This window comes from Stenotrophomonas sp. SAU14A_NAIMI4_5, from assembly GCF_003086795.1.
In the GTDB taxonomy this organism is placed as follows: Bacteria; Pseudomonadota; Gammaproteobacteria; order Xanthomonadales; family Xanthomonadaceae; genus Stenotrophomonas.
The window spans coordinates 3,255,883-3,272,765 of sequence record NZ_CP026003.1; the positions used below are offsets into that span (position 1 = coordinate 3,255,883).

Annotated in this window: 14 protein-coding genes, 1 pseudogene and 1 riboswitch; of the genes and pseudogenes, 4 read left to right on the plus strand and 11 right to left on the minus strand. The window is 68.0% G+C overall.

Annotation, left to right across the window (positions count from 1 at the left end):
* Nucleotides 1-4: 4 nt before the first annotated feature.
* The 3 genes from C1925_RS15180 to C1925_RS15190 form a co-directional block, all read right to left on the minus strand.
* Nucleotides 5-397 carry a hypothetical protein gene (locus C1925_RS15180; RefSeq protein WP_108769609.1) on the minus strand — a complete coding sequence of 131 codons (393 nt, stop codon included), beginning with the start codon at nucleotides 395-397 and terminating at the stop codon, nucleotides 5-7.
* Between the two features lie 82 nt (nucleotides 398-479).
* A complete protein-coding gene (locus tag C1925_RS15185) occupies nucleotides 480-1,373 on the minus strand; it encodes a siderophore-interacting protein (protein WP_108769610.1) in 894 nt (297 codons plus the stop codon).
* Between the two features lie 139 nt (nucleotides 1,374-1,512).
* The gene (locus tag C1925_RS15190; protein WP_108769611.1) at nucleotides 1,513-2,739 is read right to left on the minus strand and encodes a multidrug effflux MFS transporter; all 1,227 of its coding nucleotides are present in this window, start codon (nucleotides 2,737-2,739) and stop codon (nucleotides 1,513-1,515) included.
* A gap of 309 nt (nucleotides 2,740-3,048) precedes the next feature.
* Nucleotides 3,049-3,151: riboswitch (glycine riboswitch) on the plus strand.
* A 62-nt stretch (nucleotides 3,152-3,213) separates the two neighbouring features.
* Between C1925_RS15190 and gcvP the strand changes: the two genes are divergently transcribed.
* Nucleotides 3,214-6,081, plus strand: coding sequence for an aminomethyl-transferring glycine dehydrogenase (gcvP, locus tag C1925_RS15195; protein ID WP_108769612.1), 2,868 nt, complete (start codon nucleotides 3,214-3,216; stop codon nucleotides 6,079-6,081).
* 111 nt (nucleotides 6,082-6,192) lie between these two features.
* Here the strand turns inward: gcvP and C1925_RS15200 are convergent, their stop codons facing one another.
* The 3 genes from C1925_RS15200 to C1925_RS15210 all read right to left on the minus strand — a co-directional run bounded on the left by C1925_RS15200 (nucleotide 6,193) and on the right by C1925_RS15210 (nucleotide 8,893).
* Complete coding sequence (locus tag C1925_RS15200; protein WP_079222771.1) at nucleotides 6,193-6,603, minus strand: VOC family protein; 411 nt, start codon at nucleotides 6,601-6,603, stop codon at nucleotides 6,193-6,195.
* Between the two features lie 103 nt (nucleotides 6,604-6,706).
* Complete coding sequence (locus C1925_RS15205; protein WP_108769613.1) at nucleotides 6,707-8,077, minus strand: amino acid permease; 1,371 nt, start codon at nucleotides 8,075-8,077, stop codon at nucleotides 6,707-6,709.
* Nucleotides 8,078-8,158: 81 nt separating this feature from the next.
* The gene (locus C1925_RS15210; protein WP_108769614.1) at nucleotides 8,159-8,893 is read right to left on the minus strand and encodes an AraC family transcriptional regulator; all 735 of its coding nucleotides are present in this window, start codon (nucleotides 8,891-8,893) and stop codon (nucleotides 8,159-8,161) included.
* Nucleotides 8,894-9,127: 234 nt separating this feature from the next.
* Between C1925_RS15210 and C1925_RS15215 the strand changes: the two genes are divergently transcribed.
* Entirely contained in the window at nucleotides 9,128-11,110 is a 1,983-nt protein-coding gene (locus tag C1925_RS15215; RefSeq protein ID WP_301553966.1) for a catalase, read from the plus strand.
* 23 nt (nucleotides 11,111-11,133) lie between these two features.
* Nucleotides 11,134-11,322, plus strand: a pseudogene (locus C1925_RS15220) (hypothetical protein); the annotation flags it as partial.
* A gap of 12 nt (nucleotides 11,323-11,334) precedes the next feature.
* Here C1925_RS15220 and C1925_RS15225 read toward each other — a convergent pair.
* Together C1925_RS15225 and C1925_RS15230 are read right to left on the minus strand one after the other, a co-directional pair.
* A complete protein-coding gene (locus tag C1925_RS15225; protein WP_254051331.1) occupies nucleotides 11,335-12,027 on the minus strand; it encodes an alpha/beta hydrolase in 693 nt (230 codons plus the stop codon).
* Nucleotides 12,028-12,035: 8 nt separating this feature from the next.
* Nucleotides 12,036-12,830, minus strand: a complete 795-nt coding sequence (locus tag C1925_RS15230; RefSeq protein WP_108769617.1) for a hypothetical protein — start codon at nucleotides 12,828-12,830, stop codon at nucleotides 12,036-12,038.
* A gap of 112 nt (nucleotides 12,831-12,942) precedes the next feature.
* Here C1925_RS15230 and C1925_RS15235 point away from each other — a divergent pair, with 112 nt between their 5' ends.
* Nucleotides 12,943-13,722, plus strand: a complete 780-nt coding sequence (locus C1925_RS15235; RefSeq protein WP_159097537.1) for a hypothetical protein — start codon at nucleotides 12,943-12,945, stop codon at nucleotides 13,720-13,722.
* A gap of 54 nt (nucleotides 13,723-13,776) precedes the next feature.
* Here C1925_RS15235 and C1925_RS15240 read toward each other — a convergent pair whose 3' ends face one another.
* The 3 genes from C1925_RS15240 to C1925_RS20995 form a co-directional block, all read right to left on the minus strand.
* Nucleotides 13,777-15,903, minus strand: coding sequence for a methyl-accepting chemotaxis protein (locus C1925_RS15240; protein WP_108769619.1), 2,127 nt, complete (start codon nucleotides 15,901-15,903; stop codon nucleotides 13,777-13,779).
* Between the two features lie 107 nt (nucleotides 15,904-16,010).
* Complete coding sequence (locus C1925_RS15245; RefSeq protein WP_108769620.1) at nucleotides 16,011-16,433, minus strand: hypothetical protein; 423 nt, start codon at nucleotides 16,431-16,433, stop codon at nucleotides 16,011-16,013.
* Nucleotides 16,402-16,881, minus strand: coding sequence for a hypothetical protein (locus tag C1925_RS20995; RefSeq protein ID WP_159097538.1), 480 nt, complete (start codon nucleotides 16,879-16,881; stop codon nucleotides 16,402-16,404). The genes C1925_RS15245 and C1925_RS20995 overlap by 32 nt, the downstream gene beginning before the upstream one ends.
* Between the last annotated feature and the right edge of the window lie 2 nt (nucleotides 16,882-16,883).

A 16,883-nucleotide genomic window follows, 5' to 3' on the forward strand; every position in this document is an offset into this window, starting at 1 on the left:
GGCGTCAGCTGTTCTTCTTCGCCGCCATCGCCGCGGCCAGCTCGGCCTTGTATTCCTCGAAGGTCTGGCCCTTCTCCTTGGCCTCGGCCTGCGCGGCATCGCGCAGCGCATCGGAATACACCAGGCGCACCGGCGTGCCCTTGCGCTCGTGCAGTTCACCGGCCTGCATGATCAGCGCCAGCACCTGCGCGGCACTCTCGCTGTGGCCGGCGATGCGGCCATCCATGCCCAGCACCCATTCGCCATCGCGGCGCACGACGCCGGCCAGCAGTGTGCGCTGCGCATCGCGCAGTTCGGCATGCGGCTCCACCGGCGAGGCCTGCGCGGCGGCCTTGTTGGCAGCCTTTTCTTCCTGGCGGCGGCGCTGGTCGCGGCGGGTCTTGGAGGTGGTGGACATGGGGGGCGATACCGCTACGAGGGGGCGCAAGGATAACGCACCCCGGCCACGACGCCGTTTCACGGGCGCCAGCCGTGCAGGTTCAGTCCAGCACCCTGCCCTGCCGCCAGTAGCCCATGAAGGTCAGCGCACGCCGGTCCAGCCCGCAGTCGCGGACCAGGTGCCGGCGGATCGCCATCACCGCCCCCGCCTCGCCAGCGACCCACGCGTAGAACGGCCCGGCCACGCCCGCATCGGACTGCTCCCACAGGATCTGCGCGTCCACGTCGATCTCGTCCAGCGCATCGCCCGCCACGACCGGCGAGGCTGCCAACCATGCCTGCACGGCCTCCACCAGCGCCTGGCCGTAGGCGGCCTGGCCGCGCGGCAGCCACACCAGTTCGGCAGTGGGCGGTGCCTTCAAGGCGATGGCTCCGCCCTCGCCCGCCACTTCCAGCAGCGCAAGCACGCGCGGCGGATCGACCTGGGCGGCCAGCTCCTCGAGGATGCCGGCCACCGCCGGCAGCGCGGTCTCGTCGGCCACCAGCAGCACCTGGCCGACCCCGGCCGGCGGCTTCCATTCCCAGCCCTGGCTGCTCTCGGCGCAGTCGGCGTCCGGCGCCAGCAGCACCACGCGGTCGCCCGGCCGGGCATGCACGGCCCAGCGCGAGGCCGGGCCGGTTTCACCGTGCAGGACGAAATCCACGTCGACTTCGCCCTGTGCGGCGCGCAGCTGGCGGATGGTGTAGGTGCGCATCGGCGGGCGCTGGTCGTCCGCCAGTTCGCGGTAGCGGGCGTACCAGTCCTCGCCGCTGGGCACCTCCGGGGCATCCTGGCCGGGCAAGGGGAAGAACACCTTGATCCGCTGGTCCGGGCCCTCGGTCTTCATCCGCGCCACGTCGGCGCCGGTGAACACCAGGCGGTGCAGGGAGGGGGAAAGGACGCGGCGCTCCTTCAGCGCCACCTCGAACAGGCGGTAGGTCTGCTGCGCAGCCATGGGGGTACCTCGCGACGGCTTCTGATCGGCTGGCCGTCACGAACCCGTGCAGCGGCTGGCTGGAATCCCCAGCCTAGTCCGCGTGGTCACTGCCGCAAGAGTTTGGGCGCCGCTGCAGCGCCCTGCCCCTGCGCGCTGCTCAATGGCCCGTGGCCACTGCCTGCACTGCGCGCTCGCGGCGGTGTTCCCAGTACCAGAACACGAAGCCGCCGGCGAAGAAGGCGGCCTGGCCCAGGGCCAGGTGCAGCGGGCTGCCGCTCAGCAGCGGCGACACCAGGCCGGCCACCACGGTGCTGATCATCAGCTGGATGAACGCCTGCAGCGAGGACGCCAGGCCGCGCTGGTGCGGGTACATGTCCAGCACCGCCAGCGCCAGGATCGGGAAGATCAGCGCCATGCCCATGCCGCCGAGGAAGATCGGCAGCACCGCCCACGGCAGGGCGAACTGCGGCGCCAGGCTCACGTAGCCCACGTTGAGCAGCACCGACAGCGCGCAGAGGGTGAAACCGATGCCGATCTGGCGGGTGGGCGTGGTGCGCCCGGCCATGCGGCCGGACAGGAACGAACCGGTGGTCATGCCGCCGATGGTGGGAATGAACAACCAGGCGAAGCCACCTTCACCCAGGTGCAGGTGCTGCATGACGAACACCGGCGCCGAGGCGATGTACAGGAAGATGCCGCCGAAGTTGATGCTGCCGGCCAGCGCCAGGCGCAGGAAACGCGGGTTGAAGCCGATGCGCACGTAGTCACGCAGCAGGCCACGCGGCGACAGCGGCACGCGAGCCGCCACCGGGTGGGTCTCCGGCATGAAGCGTGCAGTGCAGACCAGCAGCAGCAGCGAGAACACCACCAGGAACCAGAAGATCAGCGGCCAGCCGGCGCCACTGAGCAGGATCCAGCCACCGATGATCGGCGCGATGGCCGGGGCGATGCCGAACAGCATCGATACCTGGCTCATCAGCCGCTGCGCATCGTGGCCGTGGTAGAGATCGCGGATGACCGCGCGGCCGACGATCATGCCGACGCCGGCCGACAGGCCCTGCAGCGCGCGGAACACCAGCAGCGTGCTCAGGTCGGTGGACAGCGCGCAGCCGACCGAGGCGCCGATGAACACTACCAGGCCGCCGAGGATCACCCGCTTGCGGCCCCAGGCATCGGACAGCGGCCCGTGCGCCAGGCTCATCAGCGCATAGAACAGCAGGTAGACGCTGATGGTCTGCTGCACGGCCACTTCATCCACCGCCAGGCGCTGGGCCAGCTGCGGGAAGGCCGGGAAGATCGTGTCGATCGAGAACGGGCCGAACATGGCCAGGCCTGCGAGCAGCAGGGCCATGCGACGGGTGGAAGGGGCAACAGCGGGGGTCATCGGCAAAGCGTCCGGCTGGGCCATGCGTGGCACGCACGGCGGGCGCCGATCCCCTGCAGCAGGGACGGCGCCAGATGAATACGAGAGTCCGGCCATGATAGGCCCGGATTGCGGCCGATGCCATCGACCGCTGCACAAAACGCATGGCCGGGCCATCGGCCATTCAGGCCCGCAGGCGCCCTGCCCCCGCTCCGGGGCCCGTGTTCAGCCGCGGCAACCCGCTATAATCGCCGGGCAACATGGTGGGAGAAGCGGAACACCGCTGCCGAAGGCGCAACGCCCGTAATCGCTCAGGCCCGATACCACCCGTAACAGAACTCTGGAGAGACCGGTTCGATCCGGCGCCGAAGGGGCACGAAGCTGCGGCCAGCCGCACTTTTAAACTCTCAGGCAAAAGGACAGAGGGGCGCCCCGCAGACCGCCAACCGGCGGCTTGTGCCCGTGCGTGTGCCCTTTCCTGACGGATCCTTCGCCATGTCCCAGAACACCCCCTCCCTGCGTGAGCTTGAGCATCATTCCGCGTTCGTCGAGCGCCACATCGGCCCCAACGATGCCGAGATCGCGCAGATGCTCGACGTCGTCGGCCACGCCACGCTGGATGCGATGACCGATGCCATTGTGCCGGCAAAGATCAAGTCGCCCGCACCGCTGGCGCTGCCGGAGTCGATGACCGAAGTGCAGGCGCTGGCGAAGATCCGCGCGATCGCCGACAAGAACACCGTGCTGCGCAGCTTCATCGGCCAGGGCTACTACGGTACCCACACGCCGAACGTGATCCTGCGCAACATCCTGGAAAACCCGGCCTGGTACACCGCCTACACCCCGTACCAGGCGGAAATCTCGCAGGGCCGCATGGAAGCGCTGATCAACTTCCAGACCCTGTGCGCCGACCTGACCGGCATGGAGATCGCCAACGCCTCACTGCTGGACGAAGCCACCGCCGCGGCCGAAGCAATGACCCTGGCCAAGCGTTCGGCCAAGTCGAAGTCGGACACCTTCTTCGTGCACGACGCCGTGCACCCGCAGACGCTGGAACTGCTGCGCACCCGCGCCGAGCCGATGGGCATCGTGCTGCGCGTGGGCACCCCGGCCGAAGCACTGGAAGCGGAGGCCTTCGGCCTGCTGCTGCAGTACCCGGACACCTTCGGCCAGGTCGGCGACTACAAGGCGCTGGTGGATGCCGTGCACGCGCGCGGCGGCCTGGTGGCCGTGGCCACCGACCTGCTGGCGCTGACCCTGCTGGCCGCCCCCGGCGAATGGGGCGCGGACATCGTGGTCGGCAACAGCCAGCGTTTCGGCGTGCCGTTCGGTTTCGGCGGCCCGCACGCTGCGTTCATGGCCTGCCGTGATGCCTACAAGCGCTCGATGCCGGGCCGCCTGATCGGCGTCTCCATCGATGCCGAAGGCAAGCCGGCCTACCGCCTGACCCTGCAGACCCGCGAGCAGCACATCCGCCGCGAGAAGGCCACCTCCAACATCTGCACCGCGCAGGTGCTGCTGGCGGTGATGGCCTCGATGTACGCCGTCTACCACGGCCCGGAAGGCTTGGCCCGCATCGCCCGCCGTACCCACCGCCTGGCCTCGATCCTGGCCGCGTCGCTGCGCAGCGCCGGCGTGCAGGTCGGTGGCGACTTCTTCGACACCCTGCACATCACCGGTGTGCATGCCGATGAGATCCACGCCAAGGCCCGCGCCGCCGGTTACAACCTGCGTGCGATCGACAGCGACTCGGTCGGCATCAGCCTGGACGAGACCGCGACCCGCGCCGACATCGTCGCCCTGGCCGCCGTGTTCGGTGCGCAGGCCGATGTGGATGCGCTGGATGCCAGCACCACCGACGCACTGCCGGCTGCCCTGCTGCGCCAGTCCGCGTTCCTGACCCACCCGGTGTTCAACACCCACCACAGCGAGCACGAGCTGCTGCGCTACCTGCGTTCGCTGGCCGACAAGGACCTGGCGATGGACCGCACGATGATCCCGCTGGGCTCGTGCACCATGAAGCTCAACGCCACCGCCGAGATGATCCCGGTGACCTGGCCGGAGTTCTCGCAGATCCATCCGCTGGTGCCGGCCGACCAGGCGCTGGGCTACAAGGAACTGATCGAGACGCTCGAAGCGATGCTGGTCGAATGCACCGGCTACGACGCGGTCAGCCTGCAGCCGAACTCCGGTGCGCAGGGCGAGTACGCCGGCCTGCTGGCGATCCGCGCCTACCACCGCTCGCGCGGTGAGGACCACCGTGACATCTGCCTGATTCCGGATTCGGCGCACGGCACCAACCCGGCCTCGGCGCAGATGTGCGGCATGAAGGTCGTGGTGACCAAGACCGATGCCAACGGCAACGTCGATGTCGAAGACATCCGCGTCAACGCCGAGAAGTACAGCGACCGCCTGGCCGCGATCATGATCACCTACCCGTCCACGCACGGCGTGTTCGAGGAGGAAGTGGTCGAGATCTGCGAGATCATCCACCAGCACGGCGGCCAGGTGTATACCGACGGCGCCAACATGAACGCCCTGGTCGGCGTGGCCAAGCCGGGCAAGTGGGGTTCGGACGTTTCCCACCTGAACCTGCACAAGACCTTCTGCATCCCGCACGGCGGCGGCGGCCCGGGCGTTGGCCCGTGCGCGGTGAAGGAACACCTGGCCCCGTTCCTGCCGGGCAAGCTGGGTGACAACGGCCCGGTCGGCATGGTCAGCGCGGCCAGCTTCGGCAGCGCCTCGATCCTGCCGATCAGCTGGATGTACATCGCCATGATGGGCAGCGAAGGCCTGCGCAAGGCCACCCAGGTGGCCCAGCTCAACGCCAACTACATCGCCAAGCGCCTGGCACCGCACTTCAAGACCCTGTACACCGGCCGCAACGGCCTGGTGGCGCACGAGTGCATCCTCGACGTGCGCCCGCTGGAGAAGACCAGCGGCATCGGTGCCGAAGACGTGGCCAAGCGCCTGATCGACTTCGGCTTCCACGCCCCGACCCTGAGCTTCCCGGTGGCCGGCACGCTGATGGTCGAGCCGACCGAGAGCGAATCGCTGCACGAACTGGACCGCTTCATCGATGCGATGATCCAGATCCGCGAAGAAATCCGCGCGATCGAAGACGGCCGCCTGGACCGCGAGGACAACCCGCTGAAGAACGCCCCGCACACCGCGACGGCGGTGACTGCCAGCGAGTGGACCCACGCCTACCCGCGTGAGCTGGCCGCCTTCCCGCTGCCCAGCCTGAAGCTGCAGAAGTACTGGCCGCCGGTGGCCCGCGTCGACAACGTGTACGGCGACAAGAACGTGATGTGCGCCTGCATCCCGGTCGATGCCTACAAGGACGACGAAGTCGAGGCGTAAGCGCTCGATGCACCGGTAAACGGAACGGCCCGCGCAAGCGGGCCGTTCTTGTTTCCATCAACACGTGGCGCATTCTCCAGTAGATCCACGCCATGCGTGGATGCCGCGATCTCACGGGTCGGGCATCTGCCCCAGGCTGAGCTGCCACGACACGCCGTAGCGGTCCTGCACCCAGCCGTAGCGGTTGCTGAAATCGTAGTCGCCCACCGGCATCAGCCAGTGCCCGCCCTCGCCCAGCACGCGTGCCGCACGCTCGAACTGCTCGCTGCCGGCGCATTCGACGAACAGCGAGATCGACGGACTGAAGGTGAAGTCGTGCACGTCCAGGCTGTCGAAGCACAGGTAGTGCGTGCCCCCCAGCAGGAAGATGGCTTGGCGCACCTGGCCGGGCACGCCGGCGCCGGCACCTTCGGGGTGGTGCTGCAGGGCCAGCAGGCGGAAATCGGCGAAGGCGTCGGCGTACAGGGCCATGGCGGCCTCGGCCTGGCCGGTGAACATAAGGAACGGGCGACTGCGCAGCATGCGGTACTCCTGTTCGACAGGCCGGTGACGGCCCACGCGATCAGGATGGCACGGCGGATGTGCAGCCCCCGTGGTAGTGCCGGCCGCTGGCCGGCAGCACCGATCAGGCTTCGCGCATGCGCCGGGCGATGGCGCTGCCGGCGGCGATGACGGCGGTCAGCGCTACCATCGACAGGAACTGCAGGCGCGTGTGCGCTTCGCTCAGCAACAGGCCGAAGATCAGCGCCAGAATGCCCAGCGCACACACCGTCAGCCACGGGAAGCCGGCCATGCGGAACGGCAGGCGGGTGCCCAGGCGGTCGGCCCGGCGGCGCAGCACCAGCTGCGAGACCAGCGACAGCGTCCACACCAGCAGGCAGGTGGAACCGACGATGTTCAGCAGCACCGGCAGCACCTTGTCCGGGAACAGCAGTTCCATGATGGTAGCGGCGAACCCGAACAGCACGCTGGCCAGCACGGCGATGACCGGCACCTGGCGCGGGTCGGTCCAGCCCAGCACGGCCGGTGCCTCACGGCGCTGCGCCAGTGAATAGATCATGCGCGAGGCACCGTAGAGGTTGGCATTGAGCGCCGACAGCAGTGCGATCACCGCGATCAGGGTGATGGCCGTGGCCGCGCCCGGAATATTGGCGACCGCGAGCACCGCGGCAAACGGCGACTTCAGCGACTCGCTTGTCCACGGCACCACGGCGATGATCACGCTGAGCGAGCCGATGTAGAACACGAGGATGCGCCAGGCCACGGTGCGGATGGCACGGGCGATGCTGCGCTCGGGGTCTTCGGTCTCGGCCGCCGCCACCGCCACGATCTCGGTGCCGCCGAAGGCGAACACCACCACCAGCAGGGCCGCGCCGATGCCGGCCAGGCCCTTGGGCGCGAAGCCGCCGTGCTGGGTAAAATTGCTCAACCCCGGCGAGGCCACCTGCGGCAGCCAGCCCATCAGCAGGGCGATGCCGATCGCGATGAAGGCCAGGATGGCGGCCACCTTGAGGATGGCGAACCAGAATTCGAACTCGCCGAAATTCTTCACCCCGAGCAGGTTGATCGCGGTGAAGAACAGCATGAAGGCCAGCGCCGCCATCGGCACCGGTATCACCGGCCAGACCGTGGCCAGCAGGCCGGCCGCACCCACCGCCTCGGCGGCGATGACGATGACCAGCTGCACCCACCACAGCCAGCCCACGGTGGCACCGGCGGTGGCACCCATGGCATCGGCCGCGTACACCGAGAACGCGCCGCTGGTCGGCTTGGCCGCCGCCATTTCGCCCAGGGCGTTCATCACGATGATCACCAGGGCGCCGGCGACGAGATAGGACACCAGCACGGCCGGACCGGCCGCCTGCACGCCCACGCCGGAACCGAGGAACAGGCCGGCGCCGATCGCGCTGCCCAGGCCCATCATGATCAGCTGGCGCGGCTTCAGCGAATGGCCGAGGCGGGAAGACGAGGCAGGCGTAACGGGGCTGGCGGGCATCGGCGGGACTGGCGGCGGCTACAGGGGCGTCACCTTACATTGTCCCCCACCCACGGGGATAGGCACAGTGCAGCAGACCGCTCAGGGCAGCATGGCTTCGCCGACAGTGGCATCGACATTCTCTCCAATACGCGCCCGGTAGGCACGCGGCGAGAAACCGGTTTCAGCCTTGAATTTGCGGGTGAACGCGCTCTGGTCGCTGAAACCGCAGGCCTGGCCGATGCAGGCGATGCTGTCGTCGCCGTGCAGCAGGTGCATGGCCATCTGGATGCGCAGCCGGGTCAGCACCTGCTGCGGGGTCATCTGGAACACCTTGCGGAAGCTGCGCTCCAGCTTGGACAGCGAGAAGCCGGTGATGTCCAGCAGGGTCTGCATGCGCACGTTCTCGGCGTAGTGCGCGTTGAGGTGGGCCAGGGCCAGGCGCAGCTGCTCGTACTGGCTGCCCAGACTGTCCTTCTGGCCCAGGTCGCGGGAGATGCCGATCAGCCCCTGGATGCTGCCATCCACCAGCAGCGGCCGCTTGCAGGTCAGGCACCAGCCCGGTTCGCGGTTGGCGAACAGGTGCAGCTCCATCAGGTTCTCGATCACCTCGCCGGACAGCACGCGCGCGTCCTGGTCGACGTAGTCCGCGCTGAGGCCGGTCGGGTAGATCTCGGCGGCGGTACGGCCGATGACATCCTTGCGCGCACGCAGGCCCAGCCGCCGCAGCATGGTCTGGTTGACGTGGGTGTAGCGGCCCTGGCGGTCCTTCATGAAGAACAGCACGTCCGGAATGGCGTCGAACAGGGCTTCGATGTCGGTGGGCTCGACTCGCATGCGGCAAGCATACCCGAGCCCGGTTTTGCCTGTACGTTCACCCGCTCCGGACCATGGGTTAACGGCCGGCGGGCGACTGTCATGGCCTGCCCCCCACGTACCCCGGAGAACCCCCCGATGGCCGCCAGCAAGCCGACCGGCAAGCGCGCACCCGCCCCGTCCAAGCCCCCCCACACCCAGCAGCGCGGCGAGGGTGACGAACTGCACCTGCAGGCCGGCGGCACGCATCCGCCGATGACCACCGCGCAGGGCATTCCGGTGGCCGACAACCAGAACTCGCTGCGCGAGGGCCCACGCGGCCCCACCCTGCTCGAGGATTTCATCCTCCGCGAGAAGATCACCCACTTCGACCATGAGCGCATTCCCGAACGCATCGTGCATGCACGCGGCAGCGCGGCCCATGGCTATTTCGAACTGACCCGTTCGCTGGCCAAGTACACCCGCGCGCGCGTGCTGACCGAGGTCGGCACGAAAACGCCGGTGTTCACCCGCTTTTCCACCGTGGCCGGCGGCGCCGGTTCGGTCGATACCCCGCGCGACGTGCGTGGCTTCGCGGTCAAGTTCTACACGCCCGAAGGCAACTGGGACCTGGTCGGCAACAACATTCCGGTGTTCTTCATCCAGGATGCAATGAAGTTTCCCGACCTCGTGCATGCGGTGAAGATGGAGCCGGACCGCGCGTTCCCGCAGGCCGCCAGCGCGCATGACACGTTCTGGGATTTCATCTCGCTGATGCCCGAATCGATGCACATGATCATGTGGGCGATGAGCGACCGCGGCATTCCGCGTTCGCTGCGCATGATCGAGGGCTTCGGCGTGCACAGCTTCCGCCTGTTGAACGAGGCCGGCGAGTCCACCTTCGTCAAGTTCCACTGGCGGCCGAAGCTGGGCATCCAGTCCACCGTGTGGGACGAAGCGCTGAAATTGCAGGCGGCCGACAACGATTTCCATCGGCGCGACCTGTTCGAAGCGATCCAGCGCGGCGACTTCCCCGAATGGGAACTGGCCGTGCAGCTGTTCACCGAAGAAGAGGCCGAGGCGTTCCCGTTCGATCACCTCGACCCGACCAAGACCATTCCCGAGTCGCTGGTGCCGCTGAAGGTGATCGGGCGGATGGTGTTGGATCGCTGGCCTGACAATTTCTTCGCCGAGACCGAGCAGGTGGCGTTCTGCCCCGCCAACGTGCCGCCGGGCATCGACTTCAGCAACGACCCGCTGCTGCAGGGCCGGCTGTTCTCGTACCTGGACACGCAGCTGATCCGCCTGGGCGGGCCGAACTTCCACCAGATTCCAGTCAATGCGCCGAAGTGCCCGTTCGCCAACCACCAGCGCGACGGCCACATGCAGATGCAGGTGCCGAAGGGGCGCGTGGCCTACGACCCGAGCTCGCTGGAAGACGACAGCCCGCGCGAAACTCCGGCCGGTTTCCGCAGCCATGCAACCGCCGATGATGGCCGCAAGGGACGCACGCGTGCGGCGAGCTTTGCCGACCACTACAGCCAGGCACGTGCGTTCTTCCGCAGCCTGGAAAAGCCGGAGCAGGCGCACCTCGCCTCGGCGCTGGTGTTCGAGCTGTCGAAAGTGGAAACGCTGAAGGTGCGCGTGCGTACCGTCAGCCACCTGCGCAACATCGACGAATCATTGGCCAGGCGCGTGGCCGATGGCCTCGCCCTCGCCGAGCTGCCCGACGCCGCGCCGACCGCGACGCCAGCACAGGACATGCCTGCGGTTCCCGAGGTGCGCATCATCGGCCGCACGAAAGGCACGCTGCAGGGGCGCTGCATCGGCATCCTGTTCGATGAGGGCTCCGATGCGGGGCTGATCGCCAGCCTGCGCAAGGCCGCGCAGAAAGCCGGTGCCGAGGTGAAGCTGGTAGCGCCGAAAGTGGGCGGGGCCACGCTCAGCGACGGCAAGCGGCAGGCCGCCGATGGCCAGTTGGCCGGCACGCCCTCGGCCGTGTTCGACGCCGTGGCCGTGGTGCTCAGTGCAGAGGGCGCCAAGGCGCTGGCCAGGGAAGCCGCCGCGGTCGAGTTCGTCAGCCATGCGTGGGCGCACCTGAAGGCCATCGCCAGCGATGCCGGCGGCCAGGCGCTGCTGAAGGCGGCACGCGTGGGCAACGATGCCGGCATCGTCGAAGCGGAAGACGCCAAGGCGTTCCTCGCCGCCGCGGCCACCCGCCAGTGGACGCGCGAACCGAAGCTGCGCCTGCTGGCCTGACCGACCCTCACAGGAGAAGCGACATGCCACGTGGTGACAAATCCGCCTACACCGACAAGCAGAAGCGTCAGGCCGAGCACATCGAGGAAAGCGAACGCGAGCGCGGCGCCAGTGAAAGCACCGCCGAACGCATCGCCTGGGCCACCGTCAACAAGCAGGATGGCGGTGGCAAGCGCAGCGGCAGCGGCCGCAAGGCAGCGAAGAAAGCGGCCGACAGCTGACCCTCAGCCAGGCAGCCCGTTCACCCAGCGCGCCACGACTTCGGCCGCCTGTTCGGGTCGCGCCTGCAGCAGCAGGTGCGGCCCCTGCAGCGCGACCTGCCGCGCCTCGGGCAACAGCGCCTGCAGTTCGGCAACACTGGGCGGCCACAGCAACCGGTCCTGTCGCGCCTGCAGGTACAGCGTGGGCACGGCGATCCGCGGCAGCAGCGCACGCACGTCCACGCGCAATGTGCTGGCGGCCCGTTGCCGCAGCACGCGGCTCGGCACATCGGCCAGGGCCTGGCGCAGCGCCTGCACGTTCTGCGGCGTCCGCCACTGACCGAGCAGCACCCGCGCCATCACCGGCAGCGGCGGCAACGGCCATGCCGCGGACAGCGCCACCGCGCTCGCGGCAGGCACCGGCACCGGCCGCCGCGCGAACGTGGTACTGAGCACCAGCCCACGCAGCCCGGCGGGCGCCTGCGCGGCGATCTGCACCGCCAGCGGGCCAGCAAACGATTCGGCCAGCAGCACCCACGGCTGCCGCGGAAGCTGCGGCTGCAGCCATGCAACCAGCGTTGGATAATCCTGCGCGCCCTGCACGGGCAGCGACAGCGCCTCCGCGTCCAGTCCGTGCGCTCGCACGGCCTCGAGGAACGCGCCCGACATGCCCACGCCACCGTCCAGGCCGGGCAGCATCAGCACACGGGGGCGCACCGGCGGGTTCAACTGCCGGGCCCAGGTGCGGCGGCCGGCGCAGGCGCCGCCACGGTGACCGCCTGCAGCGTGCGCACCGCCGCGATCGGAATGGCTTCGGCACGCCGCTGCTGCGGCCACCAGACGAACAGGAACGCGCTGCTGGAGCCGAGCAGGCGCGCAGTACCCGGCAACGGCGCGCGGTCGCCGTTCAACTGCAGGCGGATCACTTCGCCGCTGCCGGCGTTGCGGATCTGCTCCCCGCGCACCGTCACGTAGTTCGCCGCGCCCAGCGCCATGAAGGCGGCCACGGCCAGGGTCATCGCGGTCAGCGGGCGCAGGCCTACGCCCTCCCAGCTGGTCAGTGCCGAGCGTGTCAGCACCGCGCGCCACGCCCAGTTGCGCGCGCGCAGCTGTTCCAGCTTGGCGGCATTGCGCATGCGCAGCGTTTCCGGCCAGGTCACCACCAGCACCAGCAACACGCCAGAGGCCAGCAACAGCACGTACGCCGGGTCGCGGATGCCGGCCACCAGGAAATCGCTGGGCTGCAGGTAATCCAGGATCGACAGCTTGAAGCCCCGGTAGAACCAGAAGCTGCACCACAGCCCGAGCAGCGAGACCAGCAGGTAGGCCACGGTGAACAGCAGGGCCGGCTCACGGCGCATGCGGCGCAGCGCCTGCATCACCGCCGAATCATCATCGCCACGGGTCAGCGGCAGCATCGACCAGTCGGTCGGCACCTCGGCGGGCGGCATGGCGGGCGCGGCCATGCCCTGCATCCGTGGCACGTCGCCGTAGGCGCCTTCGGTCTCGTTGCTGTCCATGCTCCCTCCCCCGGTGTCTGCAGCGAGCATCGCCGAAATCGCTGGCGGGTGGTAGACCGCTGGTCTGCGGCATACTCCAGCCTGCCGCAGGACGCGGCGCATGAGACCGACCATGACCCGAAGAATGATGATGCTGGCACTGCTGGCGTGGGCTTGTACCGCAGCACCTGCCGTTTCCGCCGCCAGCCCGCCCGTGGACGATGCGGCGACCGCGCAGGCCCTCGCACAGGCGGAAACGCGGGGCAGGGAAATGTTCGAGCATGACCTGGCCGCCGAGCGCGCGACCGATGCCCTGCTTAAGAAGGGAATGCGCGGCGACAGCCGGGTACGGGGCTGGATCACCGAGCCGAAGGACAACCGCTACGAGGTCAGCATGATCGGCGAAGGTGACGTGGTGCTGTACCGGGCCACCACCGATGCGCAGGGGAACCTGGCCGGCGCGACCGAGGCGCTGGCGGTTCCGGCGGCCCCTACCGCCTACCAGGCCGGTGCCGCGGCTGCCCGGGCGCTGGCGACGCAGAGCCGCATCGATGCCTGCGCGAAGCGCTACAACAGCGTGGTGCTGCCTGCGCCCGGCGCGACCAACGATGCATGGACGGTCTACCTGCTGCCGGCCACCACCGACCCTGCCGCGGTCCCGCTGGGCGGCAGCTATCGGTTCGACATCGCGCAGGGCCGGATCACCTCGCAGCGCGCGTTCACCCGCAGCTGCATCCAGCTGAAGCGTGCGCGGCGCAATGCGGCAATGATCGTCACCCACATGCTCGACCCGACACCCACCGAAGTGCACGTGTTCTGGAGCCTCTGGGCCCGCTCGCCGCTGTACGTCACCACGGGCGAGGATGCAATCTGGAAGATCGAGGACGGCCACATCCACCGCGTGCAGGACTGAGCAGCTGCCACGCGCGCGGACGCGTGGCAGCTCCCCGCTGGCCCTTTTCGAAGATCAGGCCGCGCGCGCCACCACGGCGCGGGCTGCACCGTCCTGCTCGATCTGGAACACCGACACCGAGGTGGTCAGCGCGTTGGCCTGCTCTTCCAGCGCGCGGCTGGCCGCGGTCGCCTCTTCCACCAGAGCCGCGTTCTGCTGGGTCACCTGGTCCATCTGCACCACCACCTGGTTGACCTGTTCGATGCCCGCGGCCTGTTCCTTGCTGGCCGCAGCGATATCGCTCATCAGCTGGTTGGTGCGTGAACTGGCGTGGGCCAGACGGGCGATCGCCGCTTCGGACTGCACGGTCACGGCCAGCCCGCTCTGCACCTTGGCGGCGGCATCCTCGATCAGTTCCTTGATCTCCTTGGCGGCCACACCCGCACGCTGCGCCAGAGTGCGTACTTCACTGGCGACCACGGCAAAACCACGGCCCTGCTCACCGGCACGCGCCGCTTCCACCGCAGCGTTCAGCGCCAGGATGTTGGTCTGGAACGCGATGCCGTCGATCACCGTGGAGATCTCCGAGATGCGCGCCGACGACTGGTCGATCTCGCCCATCACCGTTGCCATCTGCGCCATGGCCTGCTCGGTTTCGCGCACGGCTGCACCGGCCGCATGCGCTTCGCTGTCGGCCTGGCGGGCCAGGTCGGCGTTCTGGCGCACAGTGGAGGTCAGCTCTTCCATCGAAGCGGCGGCTTCTTCCAGATTCGCTGCCTGCTGTTCGGTACGGCGCGAGAGATCGCTGTTGCCGGCGGCCAGTTCCTGCGCGGCGTTGTTGATGCTGTCGGCCGCCACCTGGATGCCACGGACGATGCCGGTCAGCTGCGCGGTGGTGGTGTTGGCATCGTCGCGCATGCGGGCGAACACACCCTCGTAGTCACCGTCCATGCGCGCGGTCAGGTTGCCGTGCGAGATCGCGCGCAGCACGTCGGAGACATCGGCGATGCTGGCCTGCGAACTGGCCATCATCGCGTTGAGGTGTTCGACCATCGCGCGATACTGGAACTGGAACGCCTCGGCATCGCCGCGCACGCTGAAATCGCCCGCGCCGGCGGCCCGGGCCAGCGTGTCGATCTGGGCGCTGATCGCCATCAGGCTCTGCTTCACCGCGGCCAGGGTGCGGGTGAACGCGCCCTTCTCGCCAGGGTACTGCGGCAGGTCGCGGCTGAGATCGCCGATCGCGTAGCGCTGCATGACTTCGGCCATCAGCAGTTCCACCTGCACGTGCGATTCCACCAGGCTGTTGGTGGCCTGCACCATGCGGCCGAAATCGCCGGGGAAGGCGCTGGCATCCATGCGGTAGCCAATGGCACCGGCCTCGTGCTGCTCGGCCATCTGCAGCTGCGCGCCGATGGCGGCCTGCACGCTCTGCCGCACGCTGCCCATGGCCTCGCCCAGCTGGGTCAGTTCATCGCGGCCACCCAGGTGGAAGGACTGGTCCAGCTCACCCTTGGAGAGCCGCTGCGCCAGCTGCACCGCACGCGCCAGCGGGCCGGTCAGGCTGCGGCCGATCATCACCGAGGCGGCGATGCCGACCAGCAGCGCTACGCCGCCCAGCACCAGCAGCTGCAGCAGGCTGCGCTCGCCGAGACGGATCGCTTCAGCGGCCGCCTCGCGACTTTCCTTTTCCTCGAAGGCCACGCCATCGGCCAGCGCCTTGTTCCAGCCATTTGCGGCCTCCTGCACCGGGCCCAGGGTCAGCGCGATGGCGCCGGGGAAATCGCCCTGTTCCATCAGTTCGCTGGTCTGCTTGTTGAGCGGGCGCGCGACCGCACGCATGGCCGCGATGGCCTCGCCCATCGCCTTGCCGTCGGCATCGCCGGGCAGTGCCTGGTAGGCGGTCCAGCTGGTTTCATAGCGCTTGACCAGGTCGGCGATGCGCTGCTCGTCGGCCTCGCGCGCGTCACCCTGGCGGATCAGCATCTCGCGGCGCACGACCATCATCTGGTTGTTCGCATCGAGCATTTCCGACAACAGCCGTACCTTGGCCACGCTGACCTCGACCACCTGCTGCATCGCGCGCTTCTGCACGGCCGTGGCCGTGGCGCCGGTGGTGACCACGGCAGCCACCAGCAGCAGCAGAAGGCCAAAGCCAAGGCCAAGACGCCAGGCGACCCTGACATTCCTCAAGTAGTTCATGGGGGGAATCCAAACGTGGAGGGGATGCGCCCTTATCGGCGCACCGCCCCCCGCCTTGACGTCGCGAACGTGAACGCTTCCGGCACCGTTCACGTTGCCATCCCCGTTCAGCCGATCTCAGGCACGAAGGTCTCGCCAAGAATGATGTACCCGAAGCGGTCGAACGTCAGTTCCATCAACTCTGGATCCATCTCCACCAGTCGACGAGCCCGGAACGAGGCGTACGCCCCTGCTTCCACCACACGAAAGCGCATGTCAAACGTCGGCGACATGGCACTTCCTGTGAAATCGACGACGTACTGGTTGCTGGACACGCGACGGAGCCAATCGATCACAATGCGTCCGCCCATTGCGCATCTCACTGGATAGTATGCCAACAGTTCGCCGCGCTGCAGCAGGTAGAGATCGCCAGTGCTGTAGAATCCGCCCTCCTCCTGTGCAGTCTGCAACCGACCGGTATAGGGTGATTGCTCGAGATAGCAGACACCACCGCCGCTTTCAAACAACGGCCTTGAGGAATGTTCCGACATATCCGCCCCCCCAGTTCAGATCATTCTGCAGCCGTTCGCCTTGGAATTTGTATTGCATGGCGGTGTTGTACTGCGGCCGTCCCACGATGGGCCCCAGAAGAGCATCGTGACCATCGCAATACTGTCCACACCGCCCGCTCTTTTTCAGCCGGGCATAGAGCGCTTTTGCTTGATCCAGAGTGAGCGGTCTGACCTGATAGACGGATCGGAACAAGAGCGGATCCAGTTGGACTCTAAGCACGTTCCCGCACAGCGCCATCGCCTCCCTGGCAGTTCCTTGATGGTGATTGCTCTTGTGGAATGCACGCCTTCTTGCCAAGCGCAGGCTACGCCCCATATAGAATCCGCGACCAAACTCACCACCACCGAGCGCGAAATCCATATTCCCCATAAGCAGATGCCGGGCAATACTTTCTTCGGTTCCGTGATAAATGGACTCAAAGGTCATAT